Annotated in this window: 22 protein-coding genes, 1 other RNA gene and 1 other annotated feature; of the genes, 3 read left to right on the forward strand and 20 right to left on the reverse strand. The window is 38.4% G+C overall.

Features of this window, described 5'->3' with window-relative positions; all coding sequences use genetic code 11:
* Positions 1 to 118: 118 nt before the first annotated feature.
* The 6 genes from mltG to V7097_RS08105 all read right to left on the reverse strand — a co-directional run bounded on the left by mltG (position 119) and on the right by V7097_RS08105 (position 6,581).
* A complete protein-coding gene (gene mltG / locus V7097_RS08080; protein WP_335703093.1) occupies positions 119 to 1,255 on the reverse strand; it encodes an endolytic transglycosylase MltG in 1,137 nt (378 codons plus the stop codon).
* Between the two features lie 157 nt (positions 1,256 to 1,412).
* A complete protein-coding gene (locus V7097_RS08085) occupies positions 1,413 to 1,700 on the reverse strand; it encodes a DUF1292 domain-containing protein (RefSeq protein ID WP_335703094.1) in 288 nt (95 codons plus the stop codon).
* A 14-nt stretch (positions 1,701 to 1,714) separates the two neighbouring features.
* The gene (ruvX, locus tag V7097_RS08090) at positions 1,715 to 2,131 is read right to left on the reverse strand and encodes a Holliday junction resolvase RuvX (RefSeq protein ID WP_335703095.1); all 417 of its coding nucleotides are present in this window, start codon (positions 2,129 to 2,131) and stop codon (positions 1,715 to 1,717) included.
* Between the two features lie 5 nt (positions 2,132 to 2,136).
* On the reverse strand, positions 2,137 to 2,403 hold the full coding sequence (locus tag V7097_RS08095; RefSeq protein WP_010678229.1) for an IreB family regulatory phosphoprotein: 267 nt from the start codon (positions 2,401 to 2,403) through the stop codon (positions 2,137 to 2,139).
* Positions 2,404 to 2,549: 146 nt separating this feature from the next.
* Complete coding sequence (gene alaS / locus V7097_RS08100) at positions 2,550 to 5,183, reverse strand: alanine--tRNA ligase (RefSeq protein ID WP_335703096.1); 2,634 nt, start codon at positions 5,181 to 5,183, stop codon at positions 2,550 to 2,552.
* 52 nt (positions 5,184 to 5,235) lie between these two features.
* Positions 5,236 to 5,452 (reverse strand) — a binding site (T-box leader).
* 58 nt (positions 5,453 to 5,510) lie between these two features.
* Positions 5,511 to 6,581: an AI-2E family transporter gene (locus V7097_RS08105; RefSeq protein ID WP_335703097.1), complete on the reverse strand. Its 1,071-nt coding sequence runs from the start codon at positions 6,579 to 6,581 to the stop codon at positions 5,511 to 5,513.
* 127 nt (positions 6,582 to 6,708) lie between these two features.
* On the opposite strand from V7097_RS08105, the gene V7097_RS08110 reads away from it, so the two are divergent.
* A complete protein-coding gene (locus tag V7097_RS08110) occupies positions 6,709 to 7,161 on the forward strand; it encodes a nuclease-related domain-containing protein (RefSeq protein ID WP_335703098.1) in 453 nt (150 codons plus the stop codon).
* Between the two features lie 873 nt (positions 7,162 to 8,034).
* On the opposite strand, the gene V7097_RS08115 is transcribed toward V7097_RS08110, so the two are convergent.
* The 9 genes from V7097_RS08115 to V7097_RS08155 all read right to left on the reverse strand — a co-directional run bounded on the left by V7097_RS08115 (position 8,035) and on the right by V7097_RS08155 (position 15,574).
* Complete coding sequence (locus V7097_RS08115) at positions 8,035 to 8,166, reverse strand: YrzQ family protein (RefSeq protein WP_335703099.1); 132 nt, start codon at positions 8,164 to 8,166, stop codon at positions 8,035 to 8,037.
* A 24-nt stretch (positions 8,167 to 8,190) separates the two neighbouring features.
* Positions 8,191 to 8,379 carry a hypothetical protein gene (locus V7097_RS08120; protein ID WP_335703100.1) on the reverse strand — a complete coding sequence of 63 codons (189 nt, stop codon included), beginning with the start codon at positions 8,377 to 8,379 and terminating at the stop codon, positions 8,191 to 8,193.
* A gap of 31 nt (positions 8,380 to 8,410) precedes the next feature.
* Positions 8,411 to 8,887 (reverse strand): PRC-barrel domain-containing protein, encoded by a 477-nt coding sequence (locus tag V7097_RS08125; protein WP_335703101.1) that lies wholly within the window; start codon positions 8,885 to 8,887, stop codon positions 8,411 to 8,413.
* A 98-nt stretch (positions 8,888 to 8,985) separates the two neighbouring features.
* Positions 8,986 to 11,388, reverse strand: a complete 2,403-nt coding sequence (gene recD2, locus V7097_RS08130) for an SF1B family DNA helicase RecD2 (RefSeq protein WP_335703102.1) — start codon at positions 11,386 to 11,388, stop codon at positions 8,986 to 8,988.
* Positions 11,389 to 11,408: 20 nt separating this feature from the next.
* A complete protein-coding gene (locus V7097_RS08135; protein ID WP_335703103.1) occupies positions 11,409 to 12,071 on the reverse strand; it encodes a tetratricopeptide repeat protein in 663 nt (220 codons plus the stop codon).
* A gap of 83 nt (positions 12,072 to 12,154) precedes the next feature.
* Complete coding sequence (gene mnmA / locus V7097_RS08140; RefSeq protein WP_335703104.1) at positions 12,155 to 13,267, reverse strand: tRNA 2-thiouridine(34) synthase MnmA; 1,113 nt, start codon at positions 13,265 to 13,267, stop codon at positions 12,155 to 12,157.
* A gap of 11 nt (positions 13,268 to 13,278) precedes the next feature.
* A complete protein-coding gene (locus V7097_RS08145) occupies positions 13,279 to 14,421 on the reverse strand; it encodes a cysteine desulfurase family protein (protein ID WP_335703268.1) in 1,143 nt (380 codons plus the stop codon).
* A 55-nt stretch (positions 14,422 to 14,476) separates the two neighbouring features.
* Entirely contained in the window at positions 14,477 to 14,890 is a 414-nt protein-coding gene (gene cymR, locus V7097_RS08150; RefSeq protein WP_335703105.1) for a cysteine metabolism transcriptional regulator CymR, read from the reverse strand.
* 12 nt (positions 14,891 to 14,902) lie between these two features.
* Positions 14,903 to 15,574, reverse strand: coding sequence for a YczE/YyaS/YitT family protein (locus V7097_RS08155; RefSeq protein ID WP_335703106.1), 672 nt, complete (start codon positions 15,572 to 15,574; stop codon positions 14,903 to 14,905).
* Positions 15,575 to 15,755: 181 nt separating this feature from the next.
* Between V7097_RS08155 and V7097_RS08160 the strand changes: the two genes are divergently transcribed.
* On the forward strand, positions 15,756 to 17,057 hold the full coding sequence (locus V7097_RS08160; RefSeq protein WP_438824214.1) for a replication-associated recombination protein A: 1,302 nt from the start codon (positions 15,756 to 15,758) through the stop codon (positions 17,055 to 17,057).
* Positions 17,058 to 17,084: 27 nt separating this feature from the next.
* On the opposite strand, the gene V7097_RS08165 is transcribed toward V7097_RS08160, so the two are convergent.
* Both V7097_RS08165 and V7097_RS08170 read right to left on the reverse strand, forming a co-directional pair.
* Positions 17,085 to 18,035, reverse strand: coding sequence for an ABC transporter permease (locus V7097_RS08165; protein ID WP_335703108.1), 951 nt, complete (start codon positions 18,033 to 18,035; stop codon positions 17,085 to 17,087).
* Positions 18,028 to 18,948 carry an ABC transporter ATP-binding protein gene (locus tag V7097_RS08170; protein ID WP_335703109.1) on the reverse strand — a complete coding sequence of 307 codons (921 nt, stop codon included), beginning with the start codon at positions 18,946 to 18,948 and terminating at the stop codon, positions 18,028 to 18,030. The genes V7097_RS08165 and V7097_RS08170 overlap by 8 nt, the downstream gene beginning before the upstream one ends.
* 284 nt (positions 18,949 to 19,232) lie before the next feature.
* Here V7097_RS08170 and V7097_RS08175 point away from each other — a divergent pair, with 284 nt between their 5' ends.
* The gene (locus tag V7097_RS08175; protein ID WP_335703110.1) at positions 19,233 to 19,904 is read left to right on the forward strand and encodes an RsfA family transcriptional regulator; all 672 of its coding nucleotides are present in this window, start codon (positions 19,233 to 19,235) and stop codon (positions 19,902 to 19,904) included.
* 151 nt (positions 19,905 to 20,055) lie between these two features.
* Here V7097_RS08175 and V7097_RS08180 read toward each other — a convergent pair whose 3' ends face one another.
* From V7097_RS08180 to aspS, 3 genes are all read right to left on the reverse strand, one after another.
* The gene (locus V7097_RS08180) at positions 20,056 to 20,820 is read right to left on the reverse strand and encodes a tRNA threonylcarbamoyladenosine dehydratase (RefSeq protein ID WP_335703111.1); all 765 of its coding nucleotides are present in this window, start codon (positions 20,818 to 20,820) and stop codon (positions 20,056 to 20,058) included.
* A 178-nt stretch (positions 20,821 to 20,998) separates the two neighbouring features.
* Positions 20,999 to 21,190: non-coding RNA, 6S RNA (gene ssrS, locus V7097_RS08185), on the reverse strand.
* A gap of 68 nt (positions 21,191 to 21,258) precedes the next feature.
* Complete coding sequence (gene aspS / locus V7097_RS08190; RefSeq protein WP_335703112.1) at positions 21,259 to 23,028, reverse strand: aspartate--tRNA ligase; 1,770 nt, start codon at positions 23,026 to 23,028, stop codon at positions 21,259 to 21,261.
* Positions 23,029 to 23,035 lie beyond the last annotated feature (7 nt).

Genomic DNA, 23,035 nt, shown 5'->3' on the forward strand with positions numbered 1-23,035 from the left:
GTTGCCACAGGAAGTGGCGGTCTTAGTCTTTGATCTTATGCTCGAATAACTTACTCTAAAAAATCTGTGGCATCCGCCGGAGGCTGTAACTTTATTCAGACATTGCCGAATAAAGTTACTATTGTTGATTTGTTATATACCTTGCTTTTAAAGCATTATGTTCTTCCAATGTCTTTGAGTAATATACTTCTCCCGTTGGAGCTGCTAGGAAGTATATAAAATCTGTTTCAGCAGGGTTAAGTGCAGCTGATAAAGATGTTTCCCCAGCATTAGCAATCGGTCCAGGTGTTAAACCTTTTATTTTATAAGTGTTATATGGTGAGTCCACTTCAAGATGTTCGTATAGTACGCGCCTCTTATGTTCTCCTAATGCATAAAGTACAGTCGGGTCTGTTTGAAGTGGCATATCAGAATCTAAACGATTATAAAATACACTGGAAATCGTCTCTCGATCTGTTTGCGCTGTCGCTTCTTCCTCTATTAACGAGGCGAAAGTTAATAGTTTATGAGTTGAATCAATATACTTATTCCCTTCCATAAACCCTACGTATTTTACTAAAATTTTCTCCGTTTGCTCTAGCATTGTTTCAACAATAGATTCAATCGAAGGCTTTTTCTCGTAAAACGGGTACGTTGCAGGGAACAGATAGCCCTCTAGAGGATGTTTAATATCCTCATTTAATATTTCCTCTGTTAAAATACTTGGATATTTGCTGATAAGATCACGAACATAAGCAGTGTCATCCATTTTATTTATTACTTCTTCTTGGGTATAACCTGTTTGTTCAGCAATAATCGTTGCAATCTCCTCAAGCTGTTTACCTTCTGGGATTACGAGCTTAAAAGTAGGTTCACCCATAAAAATTCCAGATTTCAGACTTGTAATGATTTCATCAAAGTTCATTGATTGATTAAATGTATATTCTCCAGCCTGAAAACCAGATTCATTTTTAAATTTCGTGTAGTACCGAAATACCTTTGCATTATTAACAACATTATTTTCCTCAAGAATTCGGGCAATTGCTGTTGGTGATGAACCAATTGGAATCGTAACCTCGATTGGCTCCTTATTAGTAGGGTCTACTGGCTCAAGTGCCGATTTTATATATAAATAGCCTCCGCCGATTATTCCAGATAAAGCTAATAGTATTACGATAAATACGATAAATACAATTTTACGGATCACTTTGGCTTCACTATGCCGCTCTTGTAGATTCTTTTTATATAAATCCTTTTTTGATTCGTTATCTGACATATATCGTAAATCCTCCCCTCACTCGAATTATTATACTACATTTTTTTATCTAATTCGTCAATTTTAGGAAGAATTCACTAGAATTTTGTAGTTTTTTCTAAAAAATCTTGTTGTTTTCAGGGATTTTGGGTAAAAGAAAAAACAGCACGCGGCTGTTTTATTCTTCTCCTTCTTCATCAAGGAATGTATTTAACATTTCTTCAACAAGATCCCATTCTTCTTCTGTTTCGATTGGTTGAAGTTCACCATCTTCTCCGTCCTCAGATGGGCTAAAGCTTGATGCGTGAATTTCGATATCCTCTTCATCCTCATTATCATCACTTATTGGATAATATAGGACAAAAGACTTTCCAAATTCTTCTGACTCGAATGTAAATAATACTTCACATAGAATTTCATTTCCTTGTTCATCAATTACAGTTATTTGCTTTTCACCATGTTCCATGTAAATCCACCTCATTAATTTTTACTATCTAGATACCCTTGGAGAATCATGACTGCTGCCATTTTATCGATAACTTGCTTTCGCTTTTTTCGACTTAAATCTGCAGATAATAGGACTCGTTCGGCAGCTACTGTTGAGAGACGCTCGTCCCATAAATCAACTGGCAACCTGAAATTCTCCTCAACCATATTAGCAAAATGCTGACTAGCCTCGCCACGAGGTCCAATCGTTCCATTCATATTTTTAGGTAAACCGATTACGACAGATTCTACCTCATATTCCTTGATAATCTCACCAAGTCGTTCCATACCAAACTGCTGACGTTCTTCATTAATCTTAATTGTTTCAATGCCTTGAGCAGTCCAGCCCATTTCATCACTGACGGCGACGCCGACTGTTTTAGAACCGACGTCTAAACCGAGAATCCTCATTCGTCTTACCCCTCACGATGAATCTTTAAATAAGATTTCACTAGCTCCTCAATTATTTCATCTCGCTCAAGCTTTCGGATAATATTCCTTGCATCATTATGACGTGGGATATATGCAGGGTCTCCTGATAATAAGTATCCTACAATTTGATTGATTGGATTATATCCTTTTTCTTGAAGAGCATCATAGACATTGAATAATACTTCATTTACATTTGTTTCAACTGGTTCCTCTGGAAAGTTGAATTTCATAGTTTTATCAAATGAGCTCAAGTTCTGCACCTCACTCTTTAGATTCTGATGTTTGAATCCGTGCATGTAAATCTTACCATTTATTGTACACTAATCACAACTAAATAGAAACAAGAAGTGACAATTTGTATCATCCTTTTGGCCAGGATGATACAAATTCACTGTTTTTAGATGCTTTTTACCCATTCTTCTACAAATTGTAATGCTGATTCAAGCTGATCTGGATTTTTTCCGCCTGCTTGCGCCATATCTGGGCGACCACCACCGCCACCGCCACAGCGGCTTGCAACTTCCTTGATTAGTTTTCCAGCATGGAAGCCTTTTTCAATCAAGTCCTTTGTTACACCGGCTGTTAAGTTTACTTTACCTTCGTCCACAGAACCTAAAACAATAACCGCAGAGCCAAGCTTTTGTTTTAAGTCATCAACCATGGTACGAAGATTATTCATATCTTGGGCATTTACTTTACTAAATAAAACCGTTGTACCGTTAATTTCTTTTGCTTTGTCTACAAGGCTACCTGCTTCAATATTACCAAGTTTCGCAGCAAGTGATTCATTTTCACGATGTAAATTACGAATTTCATGCTGTAATGCTTCAATTCTGCTTGGGACTTCAGTCGGCTTTGTTTTTAAAAGATTAGCCGCTTCATGAAGCATCTTAACTTGATCATTAATAACATGGTATGCAGCCTCGCCAGTTACAGCTTCAATACGGCGTGTTCCTGCCCCAATACCTGATTCAGAAACAATCTTGAATAACCCGATAGTTGAAGTATTCGGTACATGGCATCCACCACAAAGTTCTAAGCTATAGTCGCTAACCTGAACAACACGAACAATGTTCCCATATTTCTCACCGAATAGGGCCATAGCTCCCATTGCTTTTGCCTCAGTTAGAGATTTGTAATCAATTTGAACTGGGATGCTGCTCCAGATTTTGTCATTCACAATTGATTCAATTTGCTCAAGCTCTTCTGGCTTGATTTGTCCAAAATGTGAGAAATCAAAACGTAAACGATTTGAAGTTACGAGTGAACCCGCTTGGTTGACATGTACTCCAAGCACATCCTTCAATGCCTGATGTAAAAGATGTGTCGCTGTATGGTTTTTGATTACCCCACCGCGATTTTCTTGGTCAACCTTCGCAAAAAGCTGGTCACCAGTAGCTAAAGTTCCTTTTTCAATGACAACTCGGTGAAGGTTTTGACCATTAGGTGCTTTCTGAACATCTTTAACTACTAATTTGGTAGTCGCATTTTCAATTGTACCTTCATCTGCAATTTGTCCACCGCTCTCAGCATAAAAAGGTGTTTTTTCTAAAATAAGCTGAATTTCTTCCCCTTCATTTGCCTTATCAACAATTTCTCCATCTTTTACCATGACAAGAACTGTTGATTGTGCCTCAAGTTCAGCATATCCAATAAAAGTACTTTCTACTTTAATTTCACCAAGAACACCACTTTGGACTTGCATGGAGTCCACATCTTGACGAGCTGATCTAGCTCTTTCACGTTGGTTTTCCATTTCACGTTCGAATCCATCGTGATCCACCTTCATGCCTTCTTCTTCAGCATATTCCTCTGTAAGTTCTACAGGGAAACCGTAAGTATCATATAAGCGGAAAACATCTACACCCGCAATGGTGTCACTGCCTTTTGCTTTTTCTTTTTGAATAACAGTTGATAAAATAGCTAGTCCATCATGTAATGTTTCATGGAATCGCTCTTCTTCTGTCTTCACTACTTTTTGAATGAATTCTACTTTATCTTTCACTTCTGGATAAAAATCAACCATGATCTCGCCCACAACAGGAACAAGTTCATACATAAATGGACGATTGATTGAAATTTGCTTTGCATAACGTACAGCACGTCTTAATAGTCTTCGGAGGACATAGCCTCTACCTTCATTTGATGGAAGCGCTCCGTCTCCTACCGCAAATGTAACTGTACGGATGTGGTCGGCAATAACCTTAAACGCTTCATCCTTCTCTTTTTCTTGTCGATATTTTTCACCAGAAATGGACTCCGTTGCCTCAATAATCGGCATGAAAAGGTCTGTATCGAAATTTGTAGGTACATTTTGAATGACAGAGCACATTCTTTCAAGACCCATCCCAGTATCAATATTTTTCTTAGGTAGCGGAGTATATGTACCATCTGGATTATGGTTAAATTGTGAGAACACAAGATTCCAGATTTCTAAATAACGTTCATTCTCTCCACCTGGAAATAATTCTGGATCATTCGGGTCATTTCCGAACTCTTCGCCACGGTCAAAGAAAATTTCTGTGTTTGGCCCACTTGGACCCTCACCAATATCCCAGAAGTTTCCTTCTAGACGAATGATGCGCTCTTCAGGAATTCCAATTTTTTTATTCCAAATCTCATGAGCCTCGTCATCCTCTGGATGGATTGTTACAGAAAGCTTCTCTGGATCGAACCCAATCCAGTCCTTACTTGTTAAGAACTCCCACGCCCACTCAATTGCTTCTTCTTTGAAGTAATCGCCGATTGAGAAGTTACCAAGCATTTCAAAGAAAGTATGGTGTCTTGCTGTTTTCCCTACATTTTCAATATCATTTGTACGAATAGACTTCTGTGCATTACAAATCCTTGGGTTCTCAGGAATTACACGTCCATCAAAGTATTTTTTTAAAGTAGCAACACCACTATTAATCCATAGTAAAGATGGATCTTCATGTGGAACTAAAGAAGCACTTGGTTCTACAGCATGTCCCTTTGATTGGAAAAAATCTAAAAACATTTGTCGTACTTGAGCTGATGTTAACTGTTTCATTTTATAACCTCCAATATCATTTTAGACATAAAAAAATACTCTAATCCCTAAAAACAGGGACGAGAGTATGCTCGCGGTACCACCCTGATTATGGACGCAAAAAAGAAGACGTCCATCACCTTCGTAGATTGATAACGGTATTCACCGGTAGGTTTACCTACACTCAGGAGTAGCGTTCTGTTACCCTTCATCTGGAATTCCTCTCAGCCTTGGAAATCCCTCTCTGGTTTGATGGTACTGTAACATACTGGTTCCTTCATAGTTTTCATTCGTAAATTCATCATTTCTCAATTATATTCAAGTCAAAAATGTTTGTCAATGCTGGCGTTATTCCTTTCGAATAAAGGTAATATGCTGCTTTGCATGAACGATGAATACCTTTAAAATAGCTACAACTGGTACAGCAATAATGAGCCCCACGACCCCACCGACTTCACCGCCTAATAAAAGCGCCGCAATGATAACAATTGGATGTAGCCGTAAGCTTTTTCCTACGATAATAGGTGACAATAAGTTCCCTTCAATAAATTGAAGTCCGAAAACCACTATCACGACAATGATTAACATTTTTACGGAGATTGTGGCTGCAATAATGGCAGCCGGGATTGCCCCAATAATTGGTCCAAAATACGGAATAATGTTTGTAACCCCAACAATAATTCCAAATAATAATGGATATTTCATTCCTGATATCCAAAACGCCACCGCTGCTGTCGTGCCAACAAGCAGACAAACGAAGAGCTGCCCTCTTATATAGTTGCCTAGAGATACATCAACATCTTTGAAAAAAAGTTGACCCGCTTTTCTGAGTTTTCGTGGAGTCATATACCAAAGCGCTTTTATCATTTGGTCATAATCCTTTAACATATAAAAAACGATGAACGGAATAATCGCAATGATAAAAATTGAATTAAGTAGTCCTTTAAAGAAACGAATGGTCCGTGAAAGCAGGTAATCCACGTAACTTTCTGCTGAATTAAGTAATTCATCAAGCTGTCCGTGAACAAAAGCAGGAAGCTGTGATGTTCCCGTTTCAAATTCTTTTAACCAAACTCTATAAGTTTTGCTGAATTCAGGAAAGCTTTCAGCGAGATCCTTGAGCTGCGCAAGAATCATTGGAATGCCTTTGTAAAGAGTGATTCCAATTCCCCCGAAAAAAATGAAATAGATAAGTAATATCGCGAGTGATTTTGGAACACCCCGATGGCTTAATTTTTCAATAATAGGATGTAGCAAATAAGTAATGAAAACGGAAATAATAAAAGGAATTAAGATCGTTTTCAAGAGTGACACAATAGGGAGCCAGATTGGAGCTAATTTTAAAAAAATATAGATAGTCAAAAATGCTAGTAATGATAACGATAACCTAAAAATCCATTTGATCCTATTTTCGTTCATCTGCAATCACTCCCCTTCGAAAGTAGTTTTTGGAATCTAAGTGGTTTTATACGAGCTGAGTGTGTGGTAGAAAATATTGTAAAAATACAGATTGTTTTGTAAAATAATGCTGAAAGGATGTGATCGCTTGATTATTAAACCACGTGGCGAAAATATGGAGCTAATGCTTTTTCGCTTTTTACGGATCCGCAAGAAACTAGAATTAGAAGACGAAAACAATTTTGCTTACCTTGAAAAAGGTTGGCTCGGTGAAAAACAATTTGATGAATTGCTTTTAGGCCTTCCAAATGGATGCCTCATTTTAAACAACCTTCTCCTTAAAGTGAACAATACCATTTTCCAAATTGACTCCCTACTAATCACACAAAAGAAAATAAACATTTTTGAAATTAAAAACAACGAAGGTGATTATTTCTTCAAAAATGACCGCCTGCACATGATTAATGGAAAAGAAATCAAAAATCCCCACATCCAAATAACACGCAGTGAATCACTGTTTCGGCAACTTCTCCAAGAGTTGAGATTTAATGTGTCAGTTGAATCTCAAGTTATATTCATAAACCCTGAGTTCTATCTGTAATGGGGCACCTATTGACGCACCGTTTGTATTTCATGCGCAACTTGGTCGGTTTTTGAAAAATTTTAAAAAAAGGTTGCGGCTTTTAGGGTTTCCGGAGGTCATGTGCAATTCGCGGAAAAATTAGCTAAGCTACATATTACAAAAAACCCGTATTCGCGGTTGCAGGCATACACTTACGAGGAGTTGGATAAGGGGATTTTATGTAGGCGCGGGTGTTGTTTATAGATGTCGCCAATCAAAACTATCTTGTGTGTCCAAGTTGTCGGGAGTTGGAGCATAAGGCGGAAGCGGTGTTAAGAAGTGTTAGGGAGCTAAGTTTGCTTTTTCCGAACAAAAAGATTAGGTTGAATGTGGTTACGGAGTGGTGTGAGGTAATATCTAGAAAGAGATTACGTAATATACTTTTAAAAAATTTTAATCTCGTTAAAATGGGGAAGGCATCGTATTATGTTTACCCTAAGGAGGAAAAAAAGAAGGACTAAGATCGTTTCGTATGCATTAGAAACGCTTGCGTTACCTTTTATGATTAGCTTTTTGCAATCGGGAATGATTCGGTGACTTGCGTTACCCTTTTATCCTTTTCTTTTTTTGCATTCGGTACGATTCAGAAACTTGCGTTACCCTTTCATGATTAGCTTTTTGCAATCGGGGACGATTCAGGCGATTGCGTTACCCTTTTCATGCTATTCTCTTTGCAATCGGGTATGATTATGCCGCTTGCGTTTCCCTTTTATGCTTTTCTTTTTGCAATCGGGCACGATTCAAACGCTTGCGTTACCCTGTTATGCTTTTCTTTTTACAATCGGGCATGATTATGCCCAACCAATTCAAAAAACCCCACATCCGTGGGGTTTTCCATACATACTTTACATACTAAAACATTTTCGCGATGCGTTTACGCATTTTTTTCATGTTGCGGGCAGACATTACATCTGTTCTTTGCATCATTCCGTATGCCGCAGCACCTAGACCCATCGTGATTAGAGAAGTCATTGCTTTATTCATAACCTCTTCACTCCTTGTTTAGGATTACATACTGATCCTTCTGTCGTCATCAGCAAACAGATCATCCAACGAACTGAGTGTGCCATCTTCCTCTACCTGATGTGTGAATATTTCTCCTTTATTAACAGATAGCTCGATAAAACATCCCCAGCAATAATATTGGTTTACACCAATTTTACCGATATCTTTACTTTTACAATTTGGGCACTTCACAGGGTACACCTCACATCATGGAATTCCTAATTTAGACATATACGACGATGACGTCTTCGCCAATTTTTAAAGGCTTCTCAGTCTTAACAACCTTTTTTCCTTCAGTAATATCAGCAAAAAAGCCATCCGTTACTTCATACCCTATAATCGTGCCCACTTCTTCGGTAAAATATACATCTTCAAGTAAGCCTAATTTTTGTCCTTCTGAAGACAATAATGGCTTTCGGAATAATCCATGATGAGTGTGTAAAAAATAAGTCGGTGTATCTGCCTCGTTGTCCAGTCGCTCAAGCATCTGTACGTCCGAAACCATGATACCATCATCTCCAATGGAGGAGACGCATTGGATGGGGACTACTCGATCTCGTTCAAATAGTCCTTTTCCTTTCATAATCAAGGCACTCACCTTGCCATCTGATGTGATACAAAGATCAGCAATTCTGCCAAGTATCTCGGCTGAATTTTCATCATAGACCGGTAAATCCTTAAGTAATGAGAATGTCCGCAAAGATAATCGCCACCTTCCGAACATTACTTATCATTTACTTTCATAACTCTAGTCATACTGCACAAGAGTTACCAAAAGAAAAGTGAGGAATTGCAAGCTTACTCAGCCTCCATAAAATCATAAGGAGATATTCCTGTCATTCCGATATTCGGGTCAGTTTGAAAAATCATATCATAATAGGTCAATGCTTCTTCAGGCACTGTTACAGCACCATCTTCCATGATCCCAAAGGTTGCTTTTAATTTTTCACATAAGGTTGTTTGGCGGTTTGTATCATTTGCACGTTGGACGCCTTGTCGCAATGCGTCTTCCTCACCACAAAGGATTAAGAAGTTTTTAGCTCTTGTGATTGCTGTGTAGATTAAATTGCGCCGTAACATGCGATAATAACCTTTAACAATCGGTAAAATTACAATTGGAAATTCACTACCTTGTGATTTATGAATTGAACAACAATAGGCATGTGTGATTTGATTTAAATCCTGTTTTGTATAGGTGACTTCATTGCCTTCAAAATTGACAACCACCATGTCTTGTTTTTCCGTGTTTTCCTTCGCGTAAAAAATTGATTCGATTTCACCTATATCGCCATTAAATACATTGTTTTCAGGCTGGTTAACTAATTGGAGTACCTTATCACCCCTACGGTAAATGATATCCCCATATTTCAGTTCTCGTTTGCCATGTATGGGTGGATTAAAAAGCTCCTGTAGCATGACATTTAAACTGTCGATTCCTGCCGGACCACGATACATGGGTGCCAAAACCTGAATGTCCCTGACAGTGTAACCTTTCTTTTTCGCATTGTCCGAAACCTGCTTAACAACCTCGAGAACCTGACTTTGATAGCATTTTAAAAATGATCGGTCTTTTTTAGGTGCCGAGATGTCTGGGGGAAGGACCCCTTTTTTAATATCATGGGCTAATTCGATAATCGAGGAGCCTTCAGATTGGCGATAAATGTCCGTCAGTCGTACTGTCGGTAAAACATCTGAGGCCAATAAATCCTTTAATACTTGTCCAGGACCAACAGATGGCAGCTGATCTTCATCCCCTACTAGAACGACTTGGATATGCTCTGGTAGTGATTTAAATAATTGATTGGCTAACCAAATATCAACCATTGAAACCTCATCGACGATCAACAATTTACCATTGATTGGATTGTCCTCATCATGGCTAAAGCCCTCAACGCCGTTCCATCCTAACAGCCTGTGAATGGTGACAGCTGGAAGCCCGGTTGATTCACTCATCCTCTTTGCCGCACGTCCTGTTGGAGCGACTAATACAACTGGGAAGGGATTTTCTGAGTTATAATCCTTCGGGTCCAATGAGCAGCCATGCAATTCCCCGTATAATTCAACAATTCCTTTGATAACGGTTGTTTTTCCGGTACCAGGTCCACCTGTTAGTAGTAGCATTGGGGACATTAATGCTTTTTGAATCGCATCTTTTTGTGAGGGCGCATATTGGACATTGATTCTTTCTTCAAGTGCACCGAGTGCTAGTAAAAACTCTGATTCCGGAAAAATATCTTCGTATTCGGTTTGTTCCATAACACGTTTAATATTTGTGATAAGACCTTTTTCAGAAAAGAAAAGGGTCGGTAGGTAAACCTTGTCCTCTTCAATGATCAGTTTGCTTTCCTCGGTCAAGCTAATCATTTCGTTTGAAATATCTGTGGCTATTATTTCGTCTCGAGTATTTTGTTCTAATAATTGTTGAACACGAACGATTAAATCTTCGACAGTCAGATAGACGTGCCCATCTTGTAATGAATCTTGTTCAAGTATGTATAGACATGCAGCTTTAATTCGATCTGGGTGATTTCCGGAGATTCCTAATTGGCGTCCTAATTCATCGGCTCTTCCAAACCCCACACCTTCTATATCTTCGACTAATTTATAAGGACTGTGTTGAAGTATCTCAAGAGTTTGCTCTTTATATACTTGGTATATCTTCATTGAAAGCTGTGGACCAAATCCATATTGGGTAAGGCCAATCATGATTTGTTCGAGGCCTTGGTGCTCTTGAAGGGTATCATATATTTCCTTCGCTTTGTCCGCTGAAAGCTTATCAACCTCCTGCAAAATAGAAGGATTTGCGATAATTTTTGAAATTGCTCCTTCTCCAAGTGTATCTACTATTTTTTCCGCTGTCTTTTTACCGATCCCTTTAAAAAGATCACTGGAGAGATACTGGACGATACCTTGTTTTGTGTGAGGGATTTCTTTTTGAAATTGCTCGACATGGAATTGAATCCCGAATCGTGGATGCTCCTTTATTCGACCGAAAAAAATATAGGTTTCATTTTCATGAATGCGAGGGAAATACCCCGTTACAACTGCTTCTTTTTCATTATAGTCTTCGTTTGTTTCTTGAAGCCTGATGCGAACAACAGAATATAAGTTTTGCTCATTATGAAAAATGGTAACTAAATGAGTGCCCTTCATGAATTTACGTTGTTCTTTAAATAAATCTAAAGACTCCTGTTGTTCCATAAGTACTCCCTCCCCGTGATTTATTCGCTTATCGCTTCACTGACTATTTTCTTTCCATTCGCAGCCAACATATGGTCTGGTTGAATTTCTAAAGCTTTTTCAAACATTTCAAGGGCTTTTTCGTGATCATTTTTAAAGCCAGCATAGGCAACCCCTAAATTGTAATAAGCATCAGAGTGCTTAGGTTCTAATTCAACTACACGATTAAACGTAGTGATTGCTTCATCAATGACGGATTCACCAGCTAGGCAAAGTCCGTATTGGAATAATGCATCTACATCATTTTCGTTTAGCTCAACTGCACGTTTCATATATGGCAAAGCTAATTTTGGCTGACCAAGCTGAGTCAAAGTCATTCCTAACATAAAATATGTATCACTATTGTCGACTCCAGCTTTTAAAGCTTTTTCAAACATGTCCTTCGCTTTGATAAAATCATCCTGGTTGTAAAAAATGCTACCGATTCCGTAATAAGCGGTTCCTGCTTTCGCATCAAGCTCCAGTGCTTTGTAAAAAAAAGAAATCGCTCTTTCGGGATCACCTACAGCTGACAAAAGATTACCGAAATTTATATAGAAAATTGGCTCTTTCGGGTTTTCCTCAATGGCTTGTGAAAAGCATTTTGCTGCTTCCTCGTATTTGCCCTCTTGCATATATTCAATACCTTGTTTATTTAAATCCATTCATAATCAACTCCATTAACGTTTGTGCAGTTCATATTATAACATAGGAAAACCCCAACCCTAAATATAGAGTTGAGGTTTCTTTAGCCAACATATGTTAGACGTTCACCATTTTTAAAGACTTTATCAATCGTTGCACCACCAAGGCATTCGTCTCCATTATAGAAGACAACTGCTTGTCCAGGTGTAACCGCACGGATTGGTTCATCGAAAATCACTTTGACTGTATTTTCATCAACCTTTTGAACAGTTACTGCATTATCCTCTTGACGATATCGGAATTTAGCTGTGCACTTTATATCTTGTTCTGGTTTGTTATCTGATACCCAGCTCACATTTGTGGCTAATATAGAATCAGAATAAAGGTATTCATTGTGAAAGCCTTGGTCAACATACAAAATATTTTTCTTAAGGTCTTTTCCAATTGCGAACCAAGGTTCACCACTTCCACCAATGCCTAGGCCGTGGCGTTGACCAATTGTATAATACATCAAACCTTCATGCTTACCCTTTACTTCCCCTGAAAAGGTCACCATATCACCTGGCTGTGCAGGTAAATAATTCCCTAGGAATTCTTTGAAATTCCGTTCACCGATAAAGCAAATTCCGGTACTATCCTTTTTCGTAGCAGTCGCAAGATTTGCTTCTTTAGCAAGCTCACGCACCTTTGGTTTTTCAATATTTCCGATTGGAAACATAACTTTTGAAAGCTGTTCCTGAGTAAGTTGATTTAAAAAATAGGTTTGATCCTTATTTTCATCAACACCGCGGAGCATTTTATACTCTCCGTCTCTATATTCAACACGAGCATAGTGCCCAGTTGCTAAATAATCCGCACCAAGTGTTATGGCATGATCTAAAAAGGCTTTAAATTTGATTTCTTTGTTACACATAACATCAGGGTTTGGCGTTCTACCTGCTTTATATTCGTCCAAAAAGTAGGTAAACACTTTATCCCAATATTGCTTTTCGAAATTGACCGCATAATAAGGAATGCCGATTTGGTTGCAGACACGGATTACATCCTCATAGTCTTCTGTTGCTGTACAAACGCCATTTTCATCGGTATCGTCCCAGTTTTTCATAAAAATCCCGATGACATCATAGCCCTGCTCTTTTAATAAAAGTGCGGCAACAGATGAGTCCACTCCACCAGACATCCCAACGACTACACGGGTATCTTTTGGATCCTTCATGTTTCCACCTCCTATTTCGTTAATCGTGTGACGATTTTTGCTGTTTCTAATGCTGCCGTCTTTATGTTCTCAATTGTATTTCCAAGGCCGAAGCTAAAACGGATTGATGAAGCGATCCGATCAGAGTCTTTTCCAAACATCGCTACAAGCACATGCGATGGGTCAATCGATCCAGCGGTACATGCAGACCCACTTGAGACGGCTATTCCTGCTAGATCAAGGTTGACGAGCATGGACTCAACATTTGTTCCGGGAAAATAAATATTTAGTACATGTGGCAATGATTTTGATACATCGCCATTTACTTCAAAATCAATCTCTTGATCCTTTAAGACAGAAATAAAGGTCTGTTTAAATTCCTGATATAGCGCATTCTTTTGACTCATTGTTTGTTTTGCTAATTGGGCAGCAGCTTGTAGTCCGATAATACCTGCAACATTTTCTGTTCCAGCACGGCGTTTCTTTTCTTGTTCACCGCCGAATAACAGTGGTGCAACCTTTTGACCTTCTCTCATATATAAAAATCCTGTTCCCTTAGGACCATTGATTTTATGAGCTGAAACTGAGAGGAAGTCAATTTTGTATTGATTTACATCTATATCAACCAGTCCATAAGCTTGGACGGCATCCGTATGAAAAATTGCCTGATGCTCTTGAAGAAGTTCGCCAATTTCCTTAATTGGTTGAAGTGCGCCTACTTCATTGTTGCCAAACATAATGGTTACAAGAATGGTTTCTGAAGTGAGGGCCGCTTCAACATCCTTAACAGAAACAAGTCCTGCCTCATTAACTGGCAAATACGTAACTGTAAAGCCTTGTTTTTCAAGATGTTCACAAGTGTGAAGTACAGCGTGATGCTCGATAACAGATGTAATAATATGTTTGCCTTTTTCTTGCATCGCATAGGCTGTTCCCATAATCGCTAAATTATCGGCTTCGGTGCCTCCACTCGTAAAAACAATCTCATTTGATTTTGCGTGAATACTATCGGCAATTGATTGTCTCGCTTCATCAACGGCGTGTCTACCTTTTCGGCCAAAATAATGAATGCTTGACGGATTGCCAAAAACCTCTGTCATGTATGGGAGCATTCTCTCCATAACATCAGGGTGCATGGGCGATGTAGCTGCATGATCTAAATAAATATGTTGCATCATATGCGCCCTCCTTTTTTTTAAAAAGTAACTAGTTGATTATGTCATGTTTTTCTTAAATATAAAACATATATGCATCATTGCCATCGCTATAGCTTGCGAGGTCTTCAAGTGTTGTATTGTCTAAAACTTCTTTAACTGCATCTCGAATTCTTATCCATAATTCCCTTTTTGCCGGCTCTTCATCCTCTAAAACCTCTACAGGACTAATTGGACCCTCAAGAACGAGTATGACATCACCTGCTGTAATTTTTGTAGGTTCGTCTCCAAGGATATAGCCTCCATAGGCTCCGCGAATGCTTTTTACCAAGCCTGCATTGCGTAAAGGTGAAACTAATTGTTCAAGATAATGCTCAGAAAGCTCATGTTTTGCTGCAATCGATTTTAATGAGATAGGTCCTTTTCCATGATTTTTTGCAAGTTCAATCATGATTGTTAGACCATATCTACCTTTTGTTGATATTTTCATACGTATACACTCCTAATTACTAAAATGATTCATTTCAATCACTGGTGTTTTATTCAGTTTGCGTTTTAATCCATTATGCATTTTCTGACATTGTGGCAATGCAAATCCTGCAATATAACCAATTCCTACACAATATATCAAGGTTCCAACGAAAACAGGGCCCCCTAATAACCAACCAATCGTTAACACAATAATTTCCATTCCTGAACGAATATATTGCACCTTCCACTTAGAAAGTTCAGTTAGTGCTAACATCAAACTATCCCTTGGGCCTGCACCCACCTTAGCCGAAATATAAATTCCCATTCCATAGCCATTAATAAGAAGGCCAATGAGCATCATGATGAGTTTTCCGATAAAGGTATCAGGTGTAACGAGGAAAGGAACCATCATGAACATATCTATAAAAATACCTACCGAAATCATATTTAAAAATGCACCGATTTGAGGCAATCGCTTCAATAAAAATGAGGAAAGAAACAAAACAAAAAAGCCGACAATGATCGACCAGGAACCGATGGTAAGACCGATTTGTTTATAAAGTCCGATATGTAGAACGTCCCAAGGAGATGCCCCAAGTTCTGCTCTGATTATCACGACAATTCCCAAAGACATAATTAACAAGCCAATAAAAAAAGTTGACCATTTCAACATATGGTCACTAAAGCTAGTCTGTGCTCGCATTTTCTCACTCCGTCTCCCGTGTCTCCCTTAGCTGTACATCTTCTTTTTATTTCCCGTTTGATTTTCTTCTAAACTCACGACATTATATCATAAATTGCATTCCATTTGTATTTTATCAATTGGAAACGTATGATAAAGTTGGAGTATCGACTTTGAACTGTTGGATAAGGGGATGAATCTTTTGCTTTTTGAATCACTTATCGAAGCACCTTTATCGTATCGAATGCGACCAAGACATATTGAAGAAATTCTTGGTCAAAAGCATATTATCGGCAAGGATACGGCGTTATATAGGATGATTATGAATGGACATGTTCCCTCCATTTTACTTTATGGGGAGCCTGGAATTGGAAAAACTTCCATTGCAACGGCAATTGCAGGGACCGTTGATATGCCCTTTATCTCCATCAATGCTACAACTGCAGGAAAAAAAGATATTGAGGATGCAGTATCGACCGCAAAAACGGAAGGAAAGTTAATCCTTTTTATCGATGAGGTCCATCGATTTAACAAAGCACAGCAGGATTATTTGCTTCCACATGTTGAGCGCGGTCTTATTTCATTAATTGGAGCAACAACGGAAAACCCATTCCACGATGTAAACCCGGCGATTCGGAGCAGATGTGGACAGATTAAAGAGCTTCGCCCATTAACAAAAGAAGATATTAAAGAATTAATTCAGCGATCCTTAGGAGATTCAGAACGAGGTCTCGGTTCTTTTCAAATCTCAATAACAGAAGAGGCAATTGACCTTATCTCATCATCCACAAAGGGTGATGCGCGGTCTGCGATGAATGTGTTAGAGGATGTCGTAATGGCTTCAAGAACAAGGGATAGTGACGTAGTTGAAGTAGATATAGAGCTTGTAAAAGAATGTGTAGAAAATAAAGGCTTCACCCATGACAAAGACGGGGACCTTCACTATTCATTGTTATCCAGTCTTCAAAAAAGCATCCGTGGTAGCGATGTTAATGCAGCACTGCATTATTTAGCAAGACTGATTGAAGGTGGAGATTTAGTTTCGATTTGCCGAAGACTTACAGTTATTGCCTATGAAGATATTTCAATTGCTGCACCTGAGGTTGGGGTTCATACCGTAGCTGCTTGTCAGGCTGTAGAACGACTAGGGCTCCCAGAAGCACGAATCCCGCTCGCGAATGTCGTAATTGAACAGTGCTTATCCCCTAAAACAAACAGTGCGTATAGATCGCTTGATAAGGCAATCGAAGATATTAGAAAAGGAAATATCGGAGAGATTCCTGATCACCTTCGTGATGCGCACTATAGTGGGGCAAAAGAGTTAGGTCATGGCATTGGTTATCTATATCCTCATGATTATCCAAACGGCTGGGTTAAGCAGCAATATCTACCAGACCTATTGAAAAATAGAAAATACTATAAACCGAAACAAAATGGACAAGAAAAGTATTTTTCTAAAGTATACGATCGGCTTGAGCATTTACAAAAAGAGGGGGAGAAATAGACTTTACTATTTCACCCCCTTTATTTATTAAGCCGCTACATCACGTTTCGTAAAGACGAACCATGTAAGAGCGTTAAAAATTACAAAATAAATTATCAACATGACAATCGAAAATGTCATTGTCATTCCTTCGACTAAAACATATCCTGTGAGGTATTGAGATAAATCCGTATTCGCAAACAGGATGTATTTTGCCCAATCGAATTTCATTGCTAAAAGAGCTGTAGCATTTACTCCTGCAAACATTAAGAAGATCGCTAAACCAATAGCAAGACCACTATTTCTAAAGATCGTTGAAATCATGAATGCAAATGTTGACATCATAATTAAGTTAATTGATTTTAAACCAAAGATACCAAGAATATGTGAAACCATATGCACTTCATGTACTCCACCATCTTTATAAACGAGGTGTGGTGTAGAATCCCCGCCACCAAATAATATACTCCCTACTAAGAATGAAACGACAAAAAGTAGTAATAAGGAAAATAAAGCAAACAAGATTGTTGCCAAATACTTTGAGAGAAGAATTTTCGCTCTTGATACAGGACGAATTAACAATAATTTAATCGTACCCCATGTAAATTCAGACGCAACACTACTTGCACCTACAACGATTGTAAATAATGTAATTAATGAAACTATTTCCGCTGTATACCCCATATAAGTCCATATCGACTTAGAATCAACAGGAGCTATATCATGTTCGAGACGATATTCATTGATTGCTAACTCTTTTTTAGAGATGTTTTTTACCATTTCTGGTAGGTCCTCACTCGCTAAATCAGCTTTATAAGCTTCATTCTGCTGTTGTAAGTTTTGTTTCCAATTCACATCACTAGAATCCGGAGCTGTAACATTCGTGACGATTCCCACAACTAGCGCGGCTCCGATCAAAATGACAAGCATAATCCATGTTGAGACACGACGATAAATTTTCATATTTTCATTTTGAATAAGTTTGAAGATATTACCCAATTCCGCTACCCCCTGTTACCTCTAAGAACCGATCTTCGAGTGATTTTGAAAGCTGCATGATTCCGTAGACCTGAATCTCATTTTTTACAAGACTAGCATTTATTTGTGGAATCAGTTCTTGATCCGTTAAAATCTCGATTCCTTTTTCTGTTTGAATCACTTCAAGCATCGGGTAGTCAGTTGATAGAATCGATAGTGCTTTTTCTACATGGCCCACTTGAAATTGAACCCGAATGGTAGCTTCTTCATTCACAAATTCCGTAACCTTCTGTACACCCACTAGGCTACCATTTTGAATGATACCAATCCGGTCACACATCATTTCCATTTCAGAAAGCAGATGGCTTGAAACAATTACAGCGAGGCCATCTTCTCTTGCTAGCTTCCTGACATAATCACGAACCTCGCGAATTCCTGCAGGGTCCAATCCATTTGTTGGTTCATCTAAAATCAAAATCGAAGGGCTATGTAAAAGTGCTTGTGCGACTCCTAAGCGCTGCCTCATGCCCAGTGAATAAGTTTTAACCTTATCATTAATTCTATTTTCAAGACCTACCAGCCTTGTTACTTCAAGAATTCTTTCTTTTGTTACCCCTTTTACCATTCGAGCATAGTGAACAAGGTTCTGATAGCCTGTTAAAAACTTATACATTTCAGGGTTTTCAACAATGCCTCCAATATGCTGAACAGCTTGTTCAAAATTCTTTGCGATATTTGTCCCTTTTATGATGACTTCACCGTCTGTGATAGACATGAGTCCAACAAGCATCCGAATGGTAGTTGTTTTACCAGCACCATTCGGTCCTAAAAATCCGAACACTTCTCCAGAATATACATCAAAGGTTATTCCCTTAATGATTTCTTTTTTACCAATAGTTTTTTTGACATTTTTCAATTGTAAAACTGGTTGCACATTTTCTCCTCCTTACAGTTTATGAGATTCAAACTACAGAATCTCGTTCACATCTTCCGGATTATGCGATATTACTACTTACGTATTATAAATGAAAAAGTTCCCATTTTTTTAGGTTGTGAGAAAATTTTACATTCTCTTTACATTGCAAATTACAGTTATGATACGTGTTTTACTACATTTTCTTTTTAACAAAAACTAGTAATGTATAAAACAAAATTAACGTGGTCATGCTAGATATAAAGAAAAAATCTATCATTTACAATTAATAGGGAGTTGGTTTTATGAAAGTAAGACAAGATGCATGGTCCCATGAGGATGACCTCTTATTAGCAGAAACAGTATTACGTTACATTCGTGAGGGTGGAACACAATTAGCAGCTTTCGATGAAGTCGGCGATAAATTAAACCGTACCTCAGCAGCTTGTGGTTTTCGATGGAATGCAGAAGTTCGCAATAATTATGAGCAGGCAATTGCCATTGCGAAAAAACAAAGGAAAGAAAGAAAAAGAGCATTAGAAAGAATGAACAAAGATAATGTTATAACGAGTGAAAAACCAGTGAAAAAGGAAACAGTTGTAGAAGAAACACCTGTTCCAATGTACGTGGAAGAGGTTTCGGTAGAGTTAATACCATCAACTAACGCGATTTCGCTTGAAGATTGTATTTCTTTCCTTTCATCCTTAAGACATAACGATCTTCTTTCAAATCAATTAGAGATGGAGAATAATCGCTTACGTCGAGAAAATGAATCTTTGAAGCAACAAACAAAAGAGCTTGAAAAGAAACTTGAAAAATTATCTGACCAACAGACTATTATTCAAGAAGACTACCAAGCCCTTGTGCAAATTATGGATCGTGCAAGACGTCTAGTTATGTTTGAAGACTCAGATGACCGTAACTCTCCTGCTTTTCGAATGGACAAAAACGGAAATCTTGAGCAGTTGGCAAAATAGAAAAGTGGCAGACGCCGTCTATCGGCGAAAAGCACAAGTGAAGCGCTGACAGAAGGCGCATATTACCTTCCGAAGCGATTAGCTCGTGACCTCGAGTCGATGGCGCTTGGAACTAGATATATAAAACGTGGCCGAAATTGGCCACGTTTTTCTATTCGTCCTTTACTCTTGTGATCTTAATGTCCCTAAGTAATTCTCGAACAACATAGCTTGCCATAATCAGTCCACAAGCAGATGGAACAAATGCATTTGAAGATGGCGGCATTTTTGCCTTACGAATTTTAGCATTTTCATCCGTGATTTCCTTACGAACATCTTCGCGAATCACAATTGGACTTTCATCAGAGAACACGACTGGAATTCCTTTACGAATTCCCTCTTTTCGTAACTTTGTACGAATTACTTTTGCCATTGGATCAGTATGTGTTTTTGAAATATCCTCAATCATAAAACGTGTTGGGTCCATCTTATTTGCAGCACCCATACTTGAAATGATTGGAATATTTCGTTTAAGACATTCCTTCATGAGGTGAATTTTATACATAATTGTATCAGAAGCATCGATGACAAAGTCTAAGTCATAGCTAAAAAATTCTTCATATGTTTCCTCTGTATAAAACATTTTAAGTGCAATTACTTCACATTCAGGGTTGATGTCAGCAATACGTTCTTTCATAATGTCTACTTTTGACTGACCGATTGTGGAAAGTAAAGCAGGCAATTGTCGATTAATATTGGTGATATCCACATTGTCCTTATCAACGAGTATTAAGCGTCCTACTCCAGAGCGTGCAAGTGCCTCAACTGAGAAAGAACCAACGCCTCCGACTCCAAGGATAGCTACCGTACTATTTTTAAGGATTTCAACTCCATTCTTCCCTACTGCTAATTCATTTCTTGAAAATTGGTGTAACATATCTTCAACTCCATAAGGTATCAATTTCATCAAAGCTTTGTTGTATTTTTACCAGAATAAGAATATAACATACTTCGACCAAATTCAAGAAGTTATAAATGAAATTATGTCATTTTTGCATAAAAAAACCTGTTTACAAAAAGTAAACAGGATTCGTTCTTGTATGTGGTAAATCGGTAGAAGTCCCAATCGTGTCGTCGATGCCTTAGTTTTGAACCCGCTCACCGCAGGTGGGTACCCTGTTTCGACTTTTGCAAGTCCTCTATAAGCGAAATATAAGGCATTTGCGCAAGTACGAAAACTCCGGGCTCCCGTATAATCTATTGTTCGGTCAAAACAATAGGTTATACGACAAACACATCAGGACTTCTAACTTTATGTCACAATATTAACACACGACAAACGTGTTTACAAGTTGACCTAAAAGGGTTTTGTTCGCTATTTTCGAACATTTAACGACAAATACAAGTCGTTCAATTGTGCTCTGCTAACTTCACCTGGTGCATCAGTTAACAGATCACTTGCACTTGCTGTTTTAGGGAAAGCAATGGTGTCACGAAGATTAGTTCTACCCGCTAAAAGCATAACAAGTCTGTCTAGACCTAATGCAATACCACCATGTGGTGGTGTACCATATTCGAATGCTTCCAATAAGAAACCAAACTGCTCTTTTGCTTCCTCTTCTGTAAATCCTAACACCTTGAACATTTTTTCCTGGATGTCACGTTCAAAAATACGAAGTGAACCTCCGCCTAACTCATAGCCATTCAATACAAGGTCATATGCTTGGGCCTTTACTTCCCATGGTTTGCTTTCTAGATGCTCGAGATCGTCTCTAGCTGGCATTGTAAATGGGTGGTGAGCTGCATAATAACGACCATCTTCTTCGTCGAACTCAAAAAGTGGCCAGTCCGTTACCCAAAGGAAATTAAACTTAGATGCATCAATTAAATCAAGCTCTTTTCCAAGTTTTAGTCTTAGTGCACCTAAAGCATCTGCTACGACATTTGGTTTATCCGCTACGAATAAGAGTAGGTCTCCCGCTGAAGCTTCTAAAATTGTTCTTAGGGCCTTCTGCTCATCTGCATCAAAAAACTTAGCGATTGGGCCTTTTAATTCATCTACTTCAACCTTTAGCCATGCAAGTCCTTTAGCACCATAACGGCTCACATATTCTGTAAGACCATCGATATCTTTACGAGTATATTTATCAGCAGCACCCTTTGCATTAATTGCTTTTACTTGTCCACCAGTCGCCACTGCATTGCTGAATACTTTAAATCCACTATCCTTAACAACTTCGGAAAGGTTAATTAATTCCATTTCGAAACGAGTATCAGGCTTGTCAGAGCCATAACGGTTCATTGCATCTTCATAGGTTAATCGTGGTAATGGAAGCTCAATGTCCATTCCTTTTACATCCTTCATTAGCTTTTCCATCATTTGCTCTGCCATTGCCATGATGTCTTCCTGGCTCATGAAAGAAGTTTCGATATCGATTTGTGTAAATTCTGGCTGTCTGTCAGCACGCAGGTCCTCGTCTCTGAAACAGCGAGCAATTTGATAATAACGATCAAATCCACCTACCATCAATAACTGTTTGAAAATCTGCGGTGATTGTGGAAGTGCATAAAACTCACCTGGATGTACACGGCTTGGTACAAGGTAGTCACGAGCGCCCTCAGGAGTGCTTTTAGTTAAAATTGGTGTTTCGATATCTAGGAATCCTTCACCGTCAAGATATTCTCGAATTGATTTTGTTACATTATGACGCATTTTAAAGGTTTCAAACATAGCTGTTCTACGAAGATCTAAATAACGATATTTTAAACGTAAATCTTCAGAAACCTCTGAGCGATCTTCAATCATAAATGGAGGTGTTTTTGCTTCATTAATGATTTTGACCTCAGTCGCTTTAATTTCGATTTTACCGGTCGTAATATTATTGTTTATTGTTGCTTCATCACGAGCCACAACAGTTCCTTCAATATCCAATACATATTCATTTCTGACAGTCTCAGCAATTTCTAGTGCCTCTTTAGATTCTTCAGGATTAATTACAATTTGGACGATTCCAGTTCTGTCTCTTAGGTCAATAAAAATGAGTCCACCTAAGTCTCTTCTTCTTTGAACCCAGCCTTTTAAGGTTACTTTTTCGCCAATTGCTTGCTCGGTGACTTCACCACAATAATATGTTCTTCCAAACATGTTTCCC

It is taken from the genome of Bacillus sp. JJ1562, assembly GCF_036962705.1.
Classification (GTDB): Bacteria; Bacillota; Bacilli; order Bacillales; family Bacillaceae_L; genus Ferdinandcohnia.